This is a genomic window from Portibacter lacus (assembly GCF_021533215.1).
GTDB lineage: Bacteria > Bacteroidota > Bacteroidia > Chitinophagales > Saprospiraceae > Portibacter > Portibacter lacus.
On the sequence record NZ_JAJNKA010000009.1, the window covers coordinates 38,158 to 56,743 of the forward strand.

Below are 18,586 nucleotides of genomic sequence, written 5' to 3' on the forward strand. Positions count from 1 at the left end.
ATTATCTTGATGTCTGTGTGATCGTTTTTAATTGCTTTCGATAAGCACTTGGGTTCATTTTGAATTCCTCTTTGAATTTTTCTCTAAAGTATTTCAAGTCATTGAAGCCAACGTTGTAAGTGATTTCAGATATGTTGAGGTCGGATGTTTCTAGCAATTGCGCAGCTTTTTTGAGCCTAATGATTCGTATAAATGCGTTAGGAGTCTCGTTTAAGGTGGCTTTCATCTTTCGATACAGCTGAATTTTGCTCATATTCATAGCTTTTGCAATATCTTCCACGCTGAAATCCGAATCAGAAATATGCTCATTAACGATGTTCACTAGCTGTTTGATAAATTTATTTTCGAATGTATCTTCGACGGGTTGCGCTACTTTAATCTCCGATGCTAGACTATTATTCTTTATGCTATACTTCTGCTTGAGAATCTCCTCATATTCGATCAAGCTTTTGATTCTCTTCTTTAATAGTTCCATGTTAAATGGCTTGGTAACGTAGGCGTTCACACCATAGTCGAAACCATTTAACTTATAATTTAAAGAAGTCCTCGCCGTTAATAAAATGACCGGAATATGTGAAGTAACCATATTCCCTTTCAGGTCTTTGCATAATTCAAGGCCATCTTTTAGAGGCATCGCAATGTCAGAAATAATCAAATCTGGAACCTCATGCATTGCAATGTTAAATCCTACGATGCCATCCGAAGCCTCAGAAACATCATATTCTGTTTCGAGATTTATTTTCAGGTATTCTTTTATGTCAATGTTATCCTCTACAATCAGGATTTTCTTCCTGACTTCTTTAATTTCTTCAGAAACAAAAGCAGCTTTCAGTGTCTCATCAAGTGTGATCCCAGGAAGTACATCTGGATTTGCTTCTGGCAATTCTGAGGTTTTATGTTCAATAGCAACTTGAAGATCTGTCGGGATCTCAATTTCTACTGTCGTGCCTTGTTCAAATTCTGATGTTATCCTAATTTCTCCTTCATGAATTTTCACAATAGCATCTACGATAGAAAGCCCAATACCATATCCACTCTCAGCATGATTCTCACCTTGGTAAAAGCGTTCGAAAATACGTTTCAGATCCTTTTCTTTAATTCCTCTACCTGTGTCACTTATTGAAATCAGCACTCTGTTGTCAACTAGTTTATTTTTTACGCTTACATGAATAGTTCCTCCTGAGGGTGTATGTTTGAGAGCATTCGAAATAAGATTGTTGTACAGTTTTTCCATTTCCTCTTCATCAAAAGCCATGTACAACTTTTCTATTCCTGAATCGAAGGTTAAGGTTACATCGTTCCTCTTGGCAAGTGAGGTGAAATTTATAATGATTTCGTTAGTGAAATCAATAAAATCCATGGTCTTAAGCTTGAGTTCAAGGTTAAGACTTTCATGTTTTCTGAAATCGAGAATCTGATTTACTAAGCTCAATAATTTCTTAGCATTTCTCATGATGAATTCATAAGATTGCTTATTCTGGTTGTCATTAGCTGACTTCATCAGTTGCTCTAAAGGCGAGATAATCATCGTTAATGGTGTTCTAAGTTCATGAGAAATAGAAGTGTAGAAGTTAAGTTTTAATTGATTGATTTCTTCGACTTGACTTCTTTCTAATCGTTCTAATTTGATGTCATGATCGTACTTTGCCTTGATTGCAATGATTTTTATGATTCCGTATAACACTGTGCAGAAGAGGAGGAAGTAAAGTACATATGCAAATGGTGATCGCCACCACGGTGGAGATACGCTTATCTTCAGAATTTTCTCATCAGACCAAAGCCCATCTGAATTTGCAGCTTTGAATCTGAATTGGAAACTTTTATAAGGCAAGTTGGTCAGGTGTACTAGCTTTTCATCTTCATTGGCAAAGATCCAATCTTGATGAAATGGCTCTAATTTGTAGGCATAAGTAATCCCTTTGAATTCAGCGGTTTGCATAGCATTAATCTCGAATGAGACCATCTTGTCTTTATGATTCAGTTTCACGTCAGGCCATTCTGAAATAACTGTGTTTATCTTTTGTGAACCATTGATTTCTTCGTTGAGTGTGATTGGATGATTGTTGATTCTGATATCTTTTATCATTGGAATCGGAGCAACGAGTTGATCTAGTTTGTTTTGTGTATTGATGACAGTGAATCCATCTGAACCTCCGAGTAATAAATGAGTGTCATCGACTTTAAGAATCGAAGAGTTAGCATAATTGGTTAATGTATTTCTCGTATAGTGCTTCAGGGAATAAGTATCACTTGATTTATTGATTTCTAGGATGCCATTTTTATTGGTACTTATCCAAAGTGTCGAATCAGAAATAGCTGCAATAGATTGAATCACCATTTCTGATAATTCTGCTTTTAAATTGAATGTAATGAAGGATTTATTTATAACATCATATAAATTAAGCCCAGCTTCCGTTGCAACCCATAATTTATTATCATTTAGGTAAAGGTCTGTAATAAAATCACTGGTTAGTTCTTCGGCAGATAGAGTCGTAGAAATATGTTCGAGGATTTCAATGGTTGAACTTTCATCTGAATATTTAATGATGAATAATCCGGCTCCTCGTGTTCCAAGGACAAACTCATTCTTACCATTTTTCAGATCAATAATTTTGATAATTGGAATAGCAGTTAAATTGTTGAATTGGTTTTTAATGATTTCTACCTCTTCTACCTTCTTCGTATTCTTATTATAAATGAATAAGCCATGATTCCAGGTCCCCACCCATATTTTCTCTTCTTCCGTAAGCAGGGACATGAGGTAACCATCTGGAATCTCATTGTCATAATCCAGAATTCTTTGTGGCTTAATCTGATGCGTTAAAAACTTACTTTTTTCATTGAATTGGATAAGACCTGCGCCCTGAGTTGCGATCCATACATCGCCATTTAAGTCTATGTCAATTTGTGATATTCGTTCTCTTAGTACAATGTTTTTACGATTAAGAATACTAAAGTTTTCAGCTTCGCTAAAGTGATAATCGCCGTTTCTATTTACGATTCTAGAAATCGCACCACTCTGCCAAGCGACCCAAATATCTTGAGTTAGTGGACTTTTAGTTAAGTAGGTGATTTGGTCAAAGTCATCGGTTTTCTGATCCTTGAATTTTTCATTTCTGAACAGTAGTTCAATGTTATTAAACTTATATAATCCACCTTCTGTGCCAACCCATAAACTACCGAAAGAGTCCTCGTAGATGGTTTTAATGATCTTGTTCTCGATGTATAATTCATCAGAAATATGTCCGTCAAAGCTGAAACTTCGCAATCCATTATCTGTCCCTAGTAAGTAGGCATCTTGAAAATAGGAAGAAGTACCCACTACTTTAGGGAAGTGAAATGATTTATCTGTTTGTAGCGATAAAGTACTTACCGTATTTTCGAATCCATCAGAAAAATCTAAGGAGATTACGCCGTTTTTTTCTAGTAAAAAGATGTTTTTCGGGTTCGTATGATCCGCCATCATTGCACTAATGAAATTAGACTCTTGTAACCCTTTTTCTGGGAAGGCAAAAGTATAATGGCCCATTTCTGTAATGGTTTGATTTTTTTCCAGAAGGAATGTAAAGACACCATTATCTGTCCCCGCCCATATATAGTCCGTTCCACAGCTACCTATGAATTGAACTCTTCTAGAATTGATATCGCTCTTAAGGAAAACATCATGATTAGAAGAAGTTCCCTTCTCGGGATCATAGATAGTTATTCCGTTTTCTGTCCCCGCCCATATTTTTCCGGAATGATCTTCATAAAGCGCCCAGATATTTGTTCTGAAGACATTGTTGTTAAGACCTTCTTCTTCTATTTTTTCGAACTCATCGGTCTCATAAAGATATCTTAAGATTCCTCCTCTTTGCGTTCCGATATATAGTTCTCCTTTTTTAGAAACCAATAAGCAGGTTATCTTATTACTTGCCAGGTGACCTTGTTGATTAGAGCGGATAGTATAGGCCTTGCATATATTCCCATCGTATCGGTATAAGCCTAGCCAAGATCCAAACCATAGATAGCCACGATGGTCTTGAGTGATGGTGGTGATCGTGGAATTGTTGAGTCCTAGATCTTCAGAAACTTTGCTGAAAATATCTTGATTAAATTGAGCTGAAGCAGGCTTGGCGCATACAGCAATTAATAAGAACATGGCTAATTTCAGAAACTTACACATGTTTAAATATACAAATTGAAAATTATTCATTAGATATCATATTTATCTTTCACCTATCTTTTGATGGGTCTTATGATGGACTTTGCACTGATTCTCGGATCTAATTTGATTCTAGAAACTCCCATGATTAGTCACTTCTTTTCACATTGGCACCTAAATAAATGAAGGGTAATTTTTTTTGTATAAAATATCGAATTAATATAGCAGATTGAAATTAAAGAGGGTTTCAATATTTGAGATGATTAGAAGAGCTTAATAGTAACCAAAACGTTGCAAGAAATTGCTTAGGCGGTTAAATGACCATAAAAAACTTAACACAGCATGACCGGAAGAAAAAGACAAGCCAAAGTCTTAAGGAATTTTAGAGATTTGCATCGAAGTACTGGCGCATTATTATTCATCTTATTTTTCGTGATTTCGATATCAGGATTACTGCTAGGTTGGAAGAAGAACAGCTATGGGATTATACATCCCAACTCGGAAGTTGGTGTTTCATCAGACCTGAAATTTTGGATGTCATTCGATGACTTACAGAATATTGCGTTCGCGACTTTACAAGATTCTATTGATAAAGAAATTGACTTGGAAATTGAAAGAGTTGATGCCAGACCAGATAAAGGAATGGTGAAGTTTGTTTTTGAAAATCATTATTGGGGAGTTCAATTGGACGGAGCGAATGGGGATGTGCTAGCGGTAACTCGTAGACGGGCTGATTTTATTGAGAATGTTCATGACGGAGCCATCTTGGATATTGTTTTTAATACCGGTAGTGGGATTCTGAAAGTGATTTATTCTTCGATTACAGGTCTGGCTTTGTTACTGTTTACGGTAACTGGGTTTTGGTTGTGGTACGGCCCTAAGAGAATGAGAAGAATGACTAGGAAACAAGCGGAAAGAACTAAAGCATAGTCTGGTAAAAATAGAGCAATACTTATGGTTCCAATTTTTTAATATTCTCCTCTAGCCTAATCAAATATTTACTTTTTAAATAGTAGGATTTAAGCGTCTCAAAGTCAGATGCGGTGATTTCATCTCCTTGCTTAGGAATGATGGTCTCGATCTCTTTCTTTAACTCAGCTTTTGTGTCTGCAATGTCAGCAATAATCTTTTGATAAGCTTCTGGATCAAAATCAAATTGAAGTTCCATTACCGCTTCATTTACCTCCATCATTTCCATTAAGAAATCTTGTGGTATCTGGTTTTTTCCCTCTTCATCAAGAATGTTCTTAATCGTTAAGATATAATGTAACCGCTTATCAAAATTGATCAATGTTTTATAAGCTGAATTGTTTTTAGTGCTAAGTTCTAAAGCTTCCATCTGCTGCTCCACATCATTTAAGGTGAAAAAGTCAGGATGGAACTTCTTACTGTTCGCATAAAACTTTTGCTTCAGTTCAGCCTCGTCTATATCAAGACTTAAAGGCAAATCAAAAAAATCGAAATAACTCAAAATGGCCAAAATCTTCTAATATCGTTACCTAATGCAAATACCATGAGGATGATTAATAAAACAAATCCAACCATAGTTGCGTATTCTACAACTTTATCGCTGACTTTCTTTCCTGTGACAACTTCCCATATCAGGAAGACAACGTGTCCTCCATCTAGCCCCGGAATAGGTAGTAAATTTAGAATTCCTAAGATCATACTTAACATCGCAGTCATACTCCAGAAAACTTGCCAGTCCCAAGCTGAAGGGAACATATTTCCGATGGATAAGAAACTTCCTAAACTATCTTTCGCTTTGATTTTTCCTCTGAAAATCTTTCCGAATGCATTGATCTGATCCTTTACGAACCCATTAGCTCTCTTTACTCCGATGCTGATAGATTCTACAAACCCATAGGTCTCTTTTTCAATTTTAAAGTAGCGATTCAAAGATTGTGGAAGAAGACCCATCTTTCCGGTCTCATCTAATTCAAGGACGGTTGAATTAACTTGCCCATCTCTTTCATACTTAATGTCAATGGATTTGTTTTTGAATTCCCTAGCTTTTAAAGCTAGCTGATCGTAGAAGTCTACCTTGTTGCCATTGTATTCTATAATCTTGTCATCAACTTTAAGACCTGCTTTTTCAGCTGCGGATTCTGGTGCTACTAGACCTATTTCAAAAGGCGTTCGTGCTCCAAATAAAAACTGATCTTTACCTTCTCCAGTTAAAATATGAACATATTTCTCATCGATAGGAATATTAATCTCGCTTCCGTCTCTGATCACGTCTATAGATCGCGCATCATCGATAATTACTCCTCTAATTAATAAGCTTGGGTTGAATTTCTCGAATTTTGCATCGCCGATTTGTAGAATTTTATCACCTGTTCGAAGTCCCATTTCATATCCGAGACTGTCTACATAGATACCATCTTTAATTTCACTAGCAGGGACATATGAACTTCCCCACGTCCATGCAATCATAGTGAATATAAAGTACCCCAGAATAATGTTAACTGTCACACCACCTAGCATAATTATTAATCGTTGCCATGCTGGCTTAGATCTGAATTCCCACGGTTCAGGTTCTGCATCCAGAAATTCCTTATCCATGCTTTCATCGATCATTCCTGCTATCTTCACGTAACCACCTAAAGGTAGCCATCCGATTCCATATTCCGTTTCACCGATTTGTTTCTTGAAAAGTGAAAATCCAGGATTGAAGAAGAGATAAAATTTTTCTACTTTGGTTTTAAACCATTTAGCAGGAAGAAAGTGTCCCAACTCATGAAGAACGACTAATATTGAAAGGCTCAAAATGAGTTGAAGTGCTTTTATTAATATATCCATTTAATTGCTGTCTATTTGAATCAACCTTAGTAACGGATGATTACAATAATTTGTTTCTAATTTTCGCCAAAAGTAGTGAAGTGATCGAAGAATGTCCGCATTTTTAAAGATATTTAAGTTATGATTCTATTTTACAGTGAAAAAATTGATGGTGAAACGGCCATTCTAACAGATGGTGAAGCCATTCATTGCAAGCAGGCATTAAGAAAGAAGGTCGGTGAAATTATTATTGTAACGGACGGGAAAGGAAAAACATATGAAGCGGAAATTACCTCCATTGGAAAGAAAGAAGTCGAATTAAAGCTTCTAAAAGAAGTTCCACTCTCTGCAAAGAGAGATTTTCGAATCCATATTGCAATCGCACCTACGAAAAATATTTCTCGTTTTGAATGGTTTTTAGAGAAAGCAACGGAGCTAGGAATAGATGAGATCACACCAATTTTATGTGCTAGAAGTGAACGAAAGGTAATTAAGTCAGAACGGCTCAACAAGATTTTACTGAGTGCAATGAAGCAATCTCTGAAAAGTGAATTACCGAAACTGAATGAACTAACGAAATTATCTGCATTCCTTAAGAAAGATTTTGAAGGTCAATGTTTTATTGCTCATCTCGAAGAAGAGCCCGAATTGCTAGTAAAATCCTATCAGCAAGGTAGTGATGTTCTCATTTTAATAGGACCTGAAGGAGATTTTATGTTGGAAGAAATAGAAATGGCAAAACAGTCTGGTTTTGAATCTGTTAGTCTAGGCGATTATAGGTTACGTACCGAAACAGCAGGGATTTCTTCAGTGCAAGCGATTCATTTTTGTAATATGGTGGGATAATTAGAATCGATAATATCTTCAGCAGTATAATTTTTTAAAGAGTAAATGGAATATAAAAGAATTGTAATCTCAAAATTCGGAGGGCCCGAAGTTTTAAAATTAATAACTGAACCTGAATTGCCAGAACCAAGTGCAGGGCAAGTTCGAGTTAAAGTATTATGCACAAGTGCTGCATTTACGGATACTCTAATTCGGAGAGGGATTTATCTTGGCATAAAACAGAAACCGCCTTTTTCTCCAGGTTACGATTTGATAGGTGTAATAGACAAAGTGGGTGAAGGAGGAGATCACCTGAAAGTAGGTCAGAAGATTGCTGAACTAACGGTAACCGGAGCATATACCGAATATATTTGTTTGGATGCGAAGACGATTGCTACCGTCCCTGAGGGATTAGATAATGGAGAAAGTGTAAGTTTGATTTTGACTTATCTTACCGCCTACCAGATGCTTCATCGCTCTGCTCAGATTAAGCCAGGCCAGACCATTTTAGTTCATGCTTGCTCTGGGGCAGTCGGAATAGCGATGCTACAACTGGGGAAATTATTGAATCTGAAAATTTACGGAACCGCTTCTGCAGAAAAACACGACTTCATTAGAAGTTATGGAGCAATCCCGATTGATTATAAAAACGAGGATTTTGTCGAAGTTTTAAAAAAGGCAGAACCGAATGGTGTTGATGCAGTCTTTGATCCCATAGGTGGAGATTACTTTCCTCGATCTCTAAAAGTCCTCAAAAAAAAGGGAACATTAGTTGGATTTGGTTATCAAAATTCGGCAAGTGGAAATGGTGGAAATGTGATTTTGGATTTCTTTAAAGTTAAATTCTGGAATCTACTACCTAATAAACCTTCCGCAAAGTTTTATATAATTAGTTCATGGCATAAAGAGCATAACGACTGGTTTAAGGAAGATTTAGGAGTTTTATTTCAATTGCTGTCTGAGAAGAAAATTAAACCAGTAATTGGAAAAGTTATGAAATTGAGCGAGGCAGCAGAAGCACATAAATTAGTGGAAGCGGCATCAATTCAAGGGAAAATTATTTTGAATATAGGTCAGTGAAAGAAGGTCGCAGACGGATGAGTGGACGGTGGATTAAAAAAAGGGAAGAAATGAATAGAATTAAAATTGGTTGTTTGCTTGTAATTTTCAGTGCGCTGGCTTTTTCATGTAGACCCACTGAGCAGGTTGAGAAACCAACTAATATTGTACTTGTGTTTGCTGATGACTTGGGTTACGGCGATCTAAGTTGCTATGGTCATCCTAATATCAAAACAGAAAATCTGGATCAACTAGCAAGAGAAGGAATTCGATTCACCTCTTTTTATGCAGCGGCACCTGTATGTACACCTTCCAGAGCGGCTCTATTAACTGGGCGATATCCGATTAGAAATGCACCTAATAATTTTGGTCCTGAATCAAAAACTGGGTTGCCAACCACTGAAATTACTATTGCCGACCTCCTAAAAACGGTTGGGTATACCACTAAAGCAATCGGGAAATGGCATTTAGGACATCAGCCTGAATATCTGCCAACTTCGAGAGGATTTGATTCGTTTTATGGATTGCCTTATAGTAATGATATGATTCTTCCTTGGTGTCCATGGTTAACGGAAGAAGATAAACTATTTCTCTACGAAGATGCTTTACCGGTTAAAGAAATTGGATTTAATCAAGGTGAATTGACCATCGATTATACGCACAAGGCAACTGAATTTATTCAGAATAATAAAGACGAACCATTTTTTCTGTATCTGGCACACAGTATGCCTCACTTGCCTATTAGTGCAAGTAAAGATTTTATTGGAACATCTAAGGCAGGTTTGTATGGAGATGTTATCGAAACCATTGACTGGAGTATGGGCCAAGTTTTAGGCGCGATTAAAGAAGCAGGAATAGAAGATAATACGATTGTCATATTTACAAGTGATAATGGGCCGTGGCAAAATTTACCTGAGAGAATGCTACAGAAAGGTGTGAAGGAAACGCATTCAGGAAGTGCTGGTCTACTTAGAGGTGCAAAAGCAACAACTTATGAAGGTGGATTTAGAGTTCCAGCGATAATTCGATGGCCATCTGAAATTTCGGAGGGAATCGTATCACGTGATTTGGTAACAACCATGGACTTGTTTTCCACTTTAGTTCAGATTGTAGGTGCTGAATTACCTGATGATAGAGTAATAGACGGGCAAAATATTTACCCAATTCTAAAGGGTGAAAAAAGTACTTCTTCAGAATTGTTCTTTTATTGTATGGGGGAAAATTTACATGCAGTCAGAAAAGCAAATTGGAAATTAAGGTGCGCTGAGGGTGATTGCGAGTTGTATGATTTAGATCTGGATCCAAGCGAGCATTTTGATGTTGCAGCGGAAAACCAAGATAAGGTAGGAGAACTCTATAAAGATCTAGTGAAATTTTCATTAGATACAGATGCTAAGTTTGAAGTAACTAAAACTAAATAATCAACAGATAAAATCAATATTATATTGATAGAAAAGAAAGCTTAAGACTTTAGCTTCTAAGAGATAATAGATTAACTGAATTTAGCATAGTTTGATATAATCCTTTTTATCTATTGAAGATAGAATGATTAAACCCTGCAAGAATGCATCAAAAAGTAAAGGAAAGGAAATGTAAATATTTAAGAGATGCCATCAATAATCAGCGATTCTTTCGCTTTCTAATATTGACCTTACAGCGTTGTCATATACTTCATATGTTTTGGCTTTTTTAATTTTCTTAACCACTTTGCTTGGATTAGGAAACATCGTAGAAAAATACTCCCAGTAACTCAGCATTTTTCTAATGACGGCTTTTTCACCGGTCAATTTCTGTTCTGCAGCAGTAAATAAGGTATCAAGATATTTACTAAACACTTCCATTTTATCGTCTGGATACAAATGCGTTTCGTTTTTGATCATTTCAGGTAAAAATGGATCCGCAATAAGTCCTCGACCCAGCATCCAGTGGTCTATACTTGGAAATCTTTCGCTCAGATCTTCGAAGATGGCAACGGAAGTGATGTCACCATTATAGTATAATTTTTGTCCACAATGATCTATACAACGTTGAAACCCTTCCAGATCTACGCCGCCATTATACAGTTGTGCACCTATCCTTGCATGAATACCTATGTTTTTAATCGGATACTTTTCTAAAACAGGAAAGACATCAAGAATTTCTCGACTGTGCTCATAACCCATTCGCATTTTCATCGAGACGATAATATCTGTTTCGGTGTGTACTTTGTTGAGGATGCGGTCTATTTTCTCAGGATTTTTGATGAGTCCAGAGCCCATACCTTTATTGGTGACCATTGGATAGGGACAACCTAGATTCCAGTTGAGCTCTTTATAACCAAGCGAGCGAACATACTTCGCAGCAAAAATGAATTCTTCCGCACTGCAAGTCATTACTTGTGGAATAACTTCTAGCCTTGTGTTGTTCTTGGGTTGGAGATCGCGCTCATATACTGTTTTGATGACCATTTTCCCGTTGAATCGAATGTAGGGCGCATAAAAATAATCTATCCCACTAAAGAACTGTTGGAAAGCATTCCGAAAGTGGAAGTCCGTATATCCTTGAAGCGGAGAAGAAATAAGCTTATGTTGCATAAGGATGCAAATATAAGTTGGATTAATTGTTTTCTTTCTAGGCCTGAAGGCCAATTTTAAATAAAGTGATATCTTGATAAAAATTAACCTCCATGCTATTGATGAAAAGCAAATTATTTAAAATCGGATTAGATAAGCATTTAGCGTTGGTGTTAATGGCGATGATTATGCTGTGCAGCGGATGCTCGTCTCTTAACATTGGCGCAGATCCAGCCAAAAAACCTTTCACTATTGTTGTTTTGCCTGACACCCAGAATTACGCAGATGTTCGTGAGAAGTGGGCTCAAAGCCATTTTAATATTCCAGATCAGCGATTTTGTTTTTATGAGCAAACGAAGTGGATTAAGAATAACAAGAAAAAGCTTAACATTCAGATGGTTGCCCACGTAGGTGATATTGTTCAGTATGATTATCCAGATGAATGGGCGATTGCTGATACCGCATTCACGACGATCGATAACACTGTTCCTTACATTCTAAGTCTTGGAAATCATGATATGGGTTGCGAAATTAAACCAGGCACCGCGCATTCAAGAGAAACAAAAGTCAACAACTATTTCCCGCCTTCTAGATTTGAAAACAATCCTATATATCAGTATGGTGGCAACCTAGATAATCGATCTGACAACTACTTTTTAACCTTCGAAGAGGCAGGAATGAAGTTCTTGATGCTAAGTCTAGAGTTTAAACCGAGAGACGAGGCATTAGCGTGGGCAAACAAGGTTGTTGCCGCTCACCCGAATCATCAATGCATCATTGTAACACATGCCTATCTCATGAAAAATGGTCAGAGATTTACTTCGCTAAATTATGATATAGAAGGAAATGCAGGAGAAGAGATGTGGGAGAAGTTAGTTAGTCTTCACAAGAATATATTTATGGTGGTGTGCGGCCATACGGAACCGAATGCAAGGTTAGTCAGTAAAGGTGTGCATGGGAACAATGTCTATCAGCTCTTATCTGATTTCCAATTTGAAAAAGGAGGACAAGGTTTCTTAAGAATCATGAAATTTTATCCAGAAGAAAAGAGAATTGACGTATCAACTTACTCACCTGTTTTAAAGGAGTATAAAGAAGATCCACGAAATAAGTTTTCATTGGAATTTAATCTAGAGCAAGACTAGGTATTGGAAGCAGTAAAATAATAGTAATTATGAAATGTTCAGTTTTTATAGCAACGAGTGCAGATGGATTTATTGCGGATCGCGAAGGTGGTGTCGATTGGCTGCATACTGCGGGAAATGGTCATGTCATAGAAGGTGACAACGCAGATATGGGAATGAAAAAATACATGTCATCGGTAGACTGTATGATCATGGGACGGAAGTGTATGGAAACGATTGCTGGTTTTAATTTGACACCAGAACAATGGCCATATGGAGATATTAAAATATATGCGCTGAGCAATACGGTAACCGTTCCGCCTAATAATCTGAAAGATAAAATAGAAATGTACGCTGGGGACTTGAATGACCTCGTTTCTACATTAGAAAATCAAGGTTACAAGCATGCATATATAGATGGTGGAACGACCATCCAAGCATTTATTAACTTAGGATTAATCAATGAGCTAACCATCACTCGAGCGCCGATATTGCTAGGAGAAGGAATTCCACTATTTGGAAAAACAACTAAGCCGCTAAAACTGGAACAAGCTGAAGCCATCGCTTTTCCGAACGACTTTATTCAAGTGAAGTACAAGGTGAATTATGAGTAAAATCTGATTTCGAGAGTCTAAAGTCTTTGTTGGTTTGTAGTTTGGATATTGTTTATAGACCTTCCAGATGAACTACTACGATTGATTTTTTGTTGAGACTATGTCTTTGATTGTCAATGTTTTAATTGTGGATGTGAAGGAATTTTTATAAAGAATTGTTATTTTCTTGTATCCTTTTTAATGATTTCTGGTCTCCTAATTGAACATAAAAAATAAAGAACGATGAATAATTGTAAATGTACCAATTGTGATTGCACAAAGTGTAATTGCAAGAATTGCTTAGAGAGCAACTGTCCATGCACGAAATGTGAATGCGATAAATGTACTTGTTGTTAAAACATATGAAGGCTAGTTTTACGAACTAGCCTTTACTTATAATTAACTATGGAAACTCAAGATATATGGAGCGATTTTAATGATGAGCTTTACCTTTTCATTTTGAAGCGGGTGAAAGACGCAAGTGCAAGTAATGATGTTTTTCAAAACACCTTTTTAAAAATTCATAAGAATTTGTCCAAGCTTAGAAGTGATAAGAAAGTAAAGCCTTGGATCTTTCAGATTGCAAGAAATGAAATTGCGAATCACTTTAATAAAGAAGCCAGTCAAATAGAAGCTAAGAGGTCGGATGCAGAAATTCCGATTGAAAATTATCAGAATATTTGCTGCTTCGATAAGTTCATTAATAATTTGCCAGAAATCTATAACGAGGTAATCGAGTTAGTTTACATTAAAGGATTAAAGCAAAAAGAAGCCGCGGCGTCTTTAGGAATAAGTCTGGAGAATGTAAAAGTGAGGATTAGCAGAGCAAAAGACCTTCTAAAGCAAAATTTTAGTCAATGTTGTAAGTATGAATTTGATAAAAATGGTAAATTGAGTGGGGAAGCTAACTGTACTGCTTGCAATACCATTTAAAATAAAGATGAAAAATAAAATATGTTTAATAACTGGTGGAAATTCTGGAATTGGAAAACAAGCCGCAATTCAATTAGCTCAAGCCGGATTCCGAGTTATTATTGGGGTTCGAAATCTAAGCCGAGGAGAAAAGGCGCTGTCAGAAATTAAAGAAATTTCCAAATCTTCCACCGTTGAACTGCTGAATGTTGATATGTCATCTCAGCAATCTGTTGTATCAGCAGCAAAAGATCTTCATTTACGTGCAGATCGCCTAGACGTGTTGATTCATAATGCTGCAGATTTTGATATCGCTAGAAAACAAGCGGAGCAATCTATAGATGGAGTGGAAAGTATTTGGGCAACCAATCATATTGGTCCTATCCTGCTAACCAATTCGGTTTTAGATTTATTGAAGAAAAGTGACCAAGGGCGAATCATCACTATCGCATCTCAAGGATTAGTCATGCATCCGAAAATGGAAGTTGATCTGGATGATCCAGAATTTAAACATAGAAAATTTACAGTACCGAAAGCTTACTATCAGTCGAAGCTCGCTCAAGTTATGTACACTTATTGGCTATCGGAATCTCTTAAGGATACCGCGATCACTGCAAATTGTATTCGAGTTACGAATGTAAAAGTGGATATTAATAGGTATCCAGATATTTCCCGGATCATGAAATTTGCTTATTCTCTAAAAAGTCGCTTCTCTATTTCGGCAGAAGAGATGGCAAAGACTTATACCTATTTGGCAACTTCACCAGAATTGAACAAAGTATCAGGGAAGTATTTCAATGAGAAAAATAAGATGGTGAAATCATCTGCGTATAGCATGGATAAATCTAATATCGACGCTGTAATGGAAATGTCTTTGAAATATATTGGATAAGAGGTGAAAGAGCGTTCGATGCATACATTGCCCAAATATTCCCTTCGGCACATTTTACATTGACCAAAAAATCTTAAGCAAAATATAGGTTAGAGGTTTACTATTCGAATAGTCATATCGGTAATCTTGTTAATAATCTCTTAAATGTTTTATTCCTGACATTAATTATTGGCCAAATGATGTACATTTGTGTTGTGTACGATATAAGCGTGTGCGATGTAATTGTTTCTGAGGATTTTAATATCATCGATATCAACTAGTTTTAGTGTACAAGAGGCTTGTAATAGTGGAGATTGTAAGATTAATTCGCAAAATTATAGTATTACACTAAACCTTGCAAAAGTGCAGGGTAGCGTGTATAGGCTTATTAAAAATCATGAAAACTTTTTATTAATGGATGACTCAAAATTGAAATTAAGCGATCAGATCTGCTTCCCGATATATTCGGTTTCCCGTCTTCTGACTAAGGCTTACAAGCCCTACTTAGACGCAATGGGAGTAACCTATCCACAATACTTAGTGCTGATGGTATTATGGGAAGAGAATAATCTACCTGTTAAGCAGATTACTGAGAAGTTGTTATTAAATACAAATACCGTCTCTCCATTATTGAAGAGAATGGAAAAGTTAGCACTCATTCAGCGTCAGAGATGTCCAAATGATGAAAGAAGTGTGATTGTACAATTAACGGAAAAAGGAGCGCTCTTAAAAAATAAAGCGCAATGTATACCAGAAAATCTCCTCAAAATTCTGGTTACTGAAAACATCAATTTAGAGGAAGTATTACAGTTAAAAGGATTACTGAATCAATGGATTGAAATTCTTAAAGAAAACGATAATCATTAAATAAAATAAATATAAAATTAGAATGGAATTAATAGATAAATTAAACTGGAGATACGCGGCAAAAGCCATGAATGGTAAGAAAGTGCCTCAAGAAAAAATTGACAACATTATAGAAGCAATTTCTCTTGCTCCAACCTCTAGCGGATTGCAACCTTTCGAAGTAATCGTAGTTACGAATCAAGAGGTAAAGGAAAAAATTAGACCGATTGCATGGGATCAATCTGTGATCACAGACTGTTCACATCTTTTCGTTTTTGCGGCATGGGATACTTATACTGCAGATCGAATTAACAAGATGTTTGACTTAACGAATGAAGTTCGTGGTTTTAAGAACGAAGGGTGGGAGAATTACCGACAGATGTTGCTAGGAAGTTACCCACAGAAAGAGGAAGAGGTGAATTTTAACCATGCAGCAAGACAGGCATATATCGCATTTTCGCAAGCGATAGCTGCAGCAGCATTTGAAGGAGTTGATGCTACACCATTAGAAGGATTCGATCCAGATGCTTTAGATGAGATATTAGGTCTTAGAGAAAAGGGATTAAGAAGTTGTGTGATGTTACCAATAGGTTATAGAGACACAGATAATGACTGGTTAGTGAACCTTAAGAAAGTTAGAAAAAGCAAAGAAGATTTAGTGACGGTAGTTGCATAATTCTTGTTAAGAAAAACAATAAATAAAGGCGGTTTGGGAGTAATCCCAAGCCGCTTTTTTGTTTATTAGATCAAATTCCTCTGTGAAAATATTTTTGCCTCCTCACAGTGGAGAATATTTTTCAAACACAGAGCTTGATTGTCAGGTCGAGATACTTAACTGATTTATCCATATTAATTTAAGATAACCGTTAAATTAGATATCTAGTTTGTAATTGTAGATTTCTAAAGATGATAAACAGAAAAAATATTGATATAAAAGGTAGGACAGTGATTGAGAAGCTACATGTTCTTATGCCTTTGAGTCAAAATCCTGTTTTTCAAGACGAAGCTTGTTTCTTATACTTCTCCGAAGGTGGAGCTAATATTTCAGCACCGACTCAAAAATTGACCATTAAAGAAAACCAAGGTGTTCTATTAAAATGTGGTACCTATTTTGCCGATCTTTTTCAGGATCAAAGTTCAGGAGCATGTGAAGTTTGTGTAATCCATTTCTATCCCGATCTGTTGCAGGAAATATTTAAAGAAGAGGTCCCTTTTTTTGTTAAAGACAAGCCAAATGCAAAGTATATGCATGGTGTTTCTAAGACAAATGTCATAGACCCTTTTATGAAAAGTCTGCAATTTTATTTTGAAAATCCCCAGATGGCACAGGAAGAGATTCTTTATTTGAAAATAAAAGAACTGATTCTATTATTACTCCATACAGATGCAGCAAGTACTATTATAGAATTATACAGTCATTTTTTTACTCCTCAGAAAGCAAATATTCTAGAAGTTATAGAAGCACATCTGTATTCTAATCTGACATTAGATCAATTAGCCTCTCTGGCTGGGCAGAGTCTCTCCACCTTCAAAAGAAAATTTAAGAAACATTTTAATAATACCCCAGCCAACTATATCCGTAATAAAAGGATGAATAAAGCAACTGACCTTTTGGTGTATTCTTCATTAACGATAAGAGAAATCTGTTTTAAAATTGGTTATGAAGACACTTCATATTTTTCCAGACTTTTCAATAAGAAGTATAACATGTTGCCTTCAGATTATAGAAAAACACATCAAAGGTAGCGGTCAGATCTTGTCTGAACTGAAAGTCCTGTATTCTGGACGATTTGCCTTAGCCCCCAGATAATCAGGGACAATATCTTTGTTTTAGAAATAATCAAAACAAAATAAATATGAATTCCCTAATCATCTTAAGCATGCAATGCATGTTCAGCATGCTCATTTTTTACCTAATTGTTAAGTGGTATGTTATTCCAGAAATTAATAAAGAAACCAAGTTTGAAATTTTAGCTTTCTTACTTCTTATCAATGTTTTTCGGTATTTGCCTCTTTCACTATTTATGCCGGGACAGGTTGCGGAGGATTTCCCTTTTTACTTAAAGGAGAGCATTGCTTACGGTGATTTCCTTTCTGGTTTTCTAGCCTTGATTGCACTGCTTTTACTGAAATCAAAAAAGAAATCTGCAGTTAAATTCACATGGCTTTTTTCTATAGTGAGTATCCTTGATATTTGTATTGTGATGACTTTAGCAATGATTGAAAAGGTATATCTATTACCTCTTGGTGCAAACTACTTTACGGTTTCGGTTTATGTGCCAATGTTAATAGTAATACAAATCGTGATATTGCGAATCCTTACTGTTAAATCATTCCAATGAAAAGAAATTTGACAGTAGGAGATTCAGCTCCGCCAATACAGAACATAGATATATGGGATGAGGAAGTCAAGGTCCCTGCAAGTGATAAGTGGACTTATCTATCATTTCATCGTTTCGCGGCTTGCCCATTTTGTAACCTGAGAATAAATCAATTAAGGCATCAATACGAAGAATTTAAAAAAAGAAATATTCGAATTATTGCAGTATGGCCTTCTGATAAAGATCTCCTGCTCCATAATGCTGATGGCGCAAAAATGCCTTTTCCTATGTTGTCAAATGCTAACAAACAAATCTACAAGGATTATGGCGTTACAGAATCTTCTCTGATGGGAGCAGCAAGACTTTTTCTTCACCCTTTTCTAATTCTTAAAGCCATAAAAAACAAGGTTGAAAAAATTACAGTAGATGCTGATCCCAATCTTATGCCTGCAAGTTTCTTAATAGATCAGGAGGGCAGGATTAAGATGGCTTATTATGGGAAACACTTTGGTGATCACCCAGAAATAGAAACAATTTTTTCATTCCTAAAATAACAAT

General features: G+C 36.1%; 17 protein-coding genes. 13 read left to right on the forward strand and 4 right to left on the reverse strand.

From position 1 onward, the window contains the following. Position 1 precedes the first annotated feature (1 nt). Positions 2 to 4,195, reverse strand: coding sequence for a hybrid sensor histidine kinase/response regulator transcription factor (locus tag L2586_RS15545; RefSeq protein WP_235293846.1), 4,194 nt, complete (start codon positions 4,193 to 4,195; stop codon positions 2 to 4). 291 nt (positions 4,196 to 4,486) lie between these two features. Here L2586_RS15545 and L2586_RS15550 point away from each other — a divergent pair, with 291 nt between their 5' ends. Beyond that, complete coding sequence (locus L2586_RS15550) at positions 4,487 to 5,074, forward strand: PepSY-associated TM helix domain-containing protein (protein ID WP_235293847.1); 588 nt, start codon at positions 4,487 to 4,489, stop codon at positions 5,072 to 5,074. 22 nt (positions 5,075 to 5,096) lie between these two features. Here L2586_RS15550 and hscB read toward each other — a convergent pair whose 3' ends face one another. After that, positions 5,097 to 5,615 carry a Fe-S protein assembly co-chaperone HscB gene (gene hscB, locus L2586_RS15555; RefSeq protein WP_235293848.1) on the reverse strand — a complete coding sequence of 173 codons (519 nt, stop codon included), beginning with the start codon at positions 5,613 to 5,615 and terminating at the stop codon, positions 5,097 to 5,099. Further along, entirely contained in the window at positions 5,612 to 6,946 is a 1,335-nt protein-coding gene (gene rseP, locus L2586_RS15560; RefSeq protein ID WP_235293849.1) for an RIP metalloprotease RseP, read from the reverse strand. Before rseP ends, hscB begins: the two co-directional genes overlap by 4 nt. Positions 6,947 to 7,066: 120 nt before the next feature. Between rseP and L2586_RS15565 the strand changes: the two genes are divergently transcribed. Genes L2586_RS15565 through L2586_RS15575 form a run of 3 tightly spaced genes read left to right on the forward strand, consistent with a single transcriptional unit; the run spans position 7,067 to position 10,230 of the window. Further along, positions 7,067 to 7,771, forward strand: a complete 705-nt coding sequence (locus L2586_RS15565) for a 16S rRNA (uracil(1498)-N(3))-methyltransferase (protein WP_235293850.1) — start codon at positions 7,067 to 7,069, stop codon at positions 7,769 to 7,771. Positions 7,772 to 7,816: 45 nt separating this feature from the next. Next, on the forward strand, positions 7,817 to 8,830 hold the full coding sequence (locus tag L2586_RS15570; RefSeq protein WP_235293851.1) for a medium chain dehydrogenase/reductase family protein: 1,014 nt from the start codon (positions 7,817 to 7,819) through the stop codon (positions 8,828 to 8,830). A gap of 50 nt (positions 8,831 to 8,880) precedes the next feature. Beyond that, the gene (locus L2586_RS15575) at positions 8,881 to 10,230 is read left to right on the forward strand and encodes a sulfatase family protein (protein WP_235293852.1); all 1,350 of its coding nucleotides are present in this window, start codon (positions 8,881 to 8,883) and stop codon (positions 10,228 to 10,230) included. Between the two features lie 192 nt (positions 10,231 to 10,422). Here the strand turns inward: L2586_RS15575 and L2586_RS15580 are convergent, their stop codons facing one another. Next, positions 10,423 to 11,382, reverse strand: a complete 960-nt coding sequence (locus tag L2586_RS15580; RefSeq protein ID WP_235293853.1) for a tRNA dihydrouridine synthase — start codon at positions 11,380 to 11,382, stop codon at positions 10,423 to 10,425. Positions 11,383 to 11,483: 101 nt separating this feature from the next. Here L2586_RS15580 and L2586_RS15585 point away from each other — a divergent pair, with 101 nt between their 5' ends. From L2586_RS15585 to L2586_RS15625, 9 genes are all read left to right on the forward strand, one after another. Then, positions 11,484 to 12,506 (forward strand): metallophosphoesterase, encoded by a 1,023-nt coding sequence (locus tag L2586_RS15585; RefSeq protein ID WP_235293854.1) that lies wholly within the window; start codon positions 11,484 to 11,486, stop codon positions 12,504 to 12,506. Positions 12,507 to 12,535: 29 nt separating this feature from the next. Continuing rightward, on the forward strand, positions 12,536 to 13,099 hold the full coding sequence (locus L2586_RS15590; RefSeq protein WP_235293855.1) for a dihydrofolate reductase family protein: 564 nt from the start codon (positions 12,536 to 12,538) through the stop codon (positions 13,097 to 13,099). A gap of 384 nt (positions 13,100 to 13,483) precedes the next feature. Then, positions 13,484 to 14,011: a sigma-70 family RNA polymerase sigma factor gene (locus L2586_RS15595; RefSeq protein WP_235293856.1), complete on the forward strand. Its 528-nt coding sequence runs from the start codon at positions 13,484 to 13,486 to the stop codon at positions 14,009 to 14,011. 7 nt (positions 14,012 to 14,018) lie between these two features. Continuing rightward, on the forward strand, positions 14,019 to 14,882 hold the full coding sequence (locus L2586_RS15600; RefSeq protein WP_235293857.1) for an SDR family NAD(P)-dependent oxidoreductase: 864 nt from the start codon (positions 14,019 to 14,021) through the stop codon (positions 14,880 to 14,882). Between the two features lie 393 nt (positions 14,883 to 15,275). Continuing rightward, entirely contained in the window at positions 15,276 to 15,728 is a 453-nt protein-coding gene (locus tag L2586_RS15605) for a MarR family winged helix-turn-helix transcriptional regulator (protein ID WP_235293858.1), read from the forward strand. A gap of 22 nt (positions 15,729 to 15,750) precedes the next feature. Then, positions 15,751 to 16,383 (forward strand): nitroreductase family protein, encoded by a 633-nt coding sequence (locus L2586_RS15610; RefSeq protein WP_235293859.1) that lies wholly within the window; start codon positions 15,751 to 15,753, stop codon positions 16,381 to 16,383. A 230-nt stretch (positions 16,384 to 16,613) separates the two neighbouring features. Then, complete coding sequence (locus L2586_RS15615; RefSeq protein WP_235293860.1) at positions 16,614 to 17,453, forward strand: helix-turn-helix domain-containing protein; 840 nt, start codon at positions 16,614 to 16,616, stop codon at positions 17,451 to 17,453. 110 nt (positions 17,454 to 17,563) lie between these two features. Beyond that, positions 17,564 to 18,049 carry a hypothetical protein gene (locus L2586_RS15620; protein ID WP_235293861.1) on the forward strand — a complete coding sequence of 162 codons (486 nt, stop codon included), beginning with the start codon at positions 17,564 to 17,566 and terminating at the stop codon, positions 18,047 to 18,049. Next, positions 18,046 to 18,582, forward strand: a complete 537-nt coding sequence (locus L2586_RS15625; RefSeq protein ID WP_235293862.1) for a redoxin domain-containing protein — start codon at positions 18,046 to 18,048, stop codon at positions 18,580 to 18,582. Before L2586_RS15620 ends, L2586_RS15625 begins: the two co-directional genes overlap by 4 nt. The last annotated feature ends 4 nt before the right edge of the window (positions 18,583 to 18,586 follow it).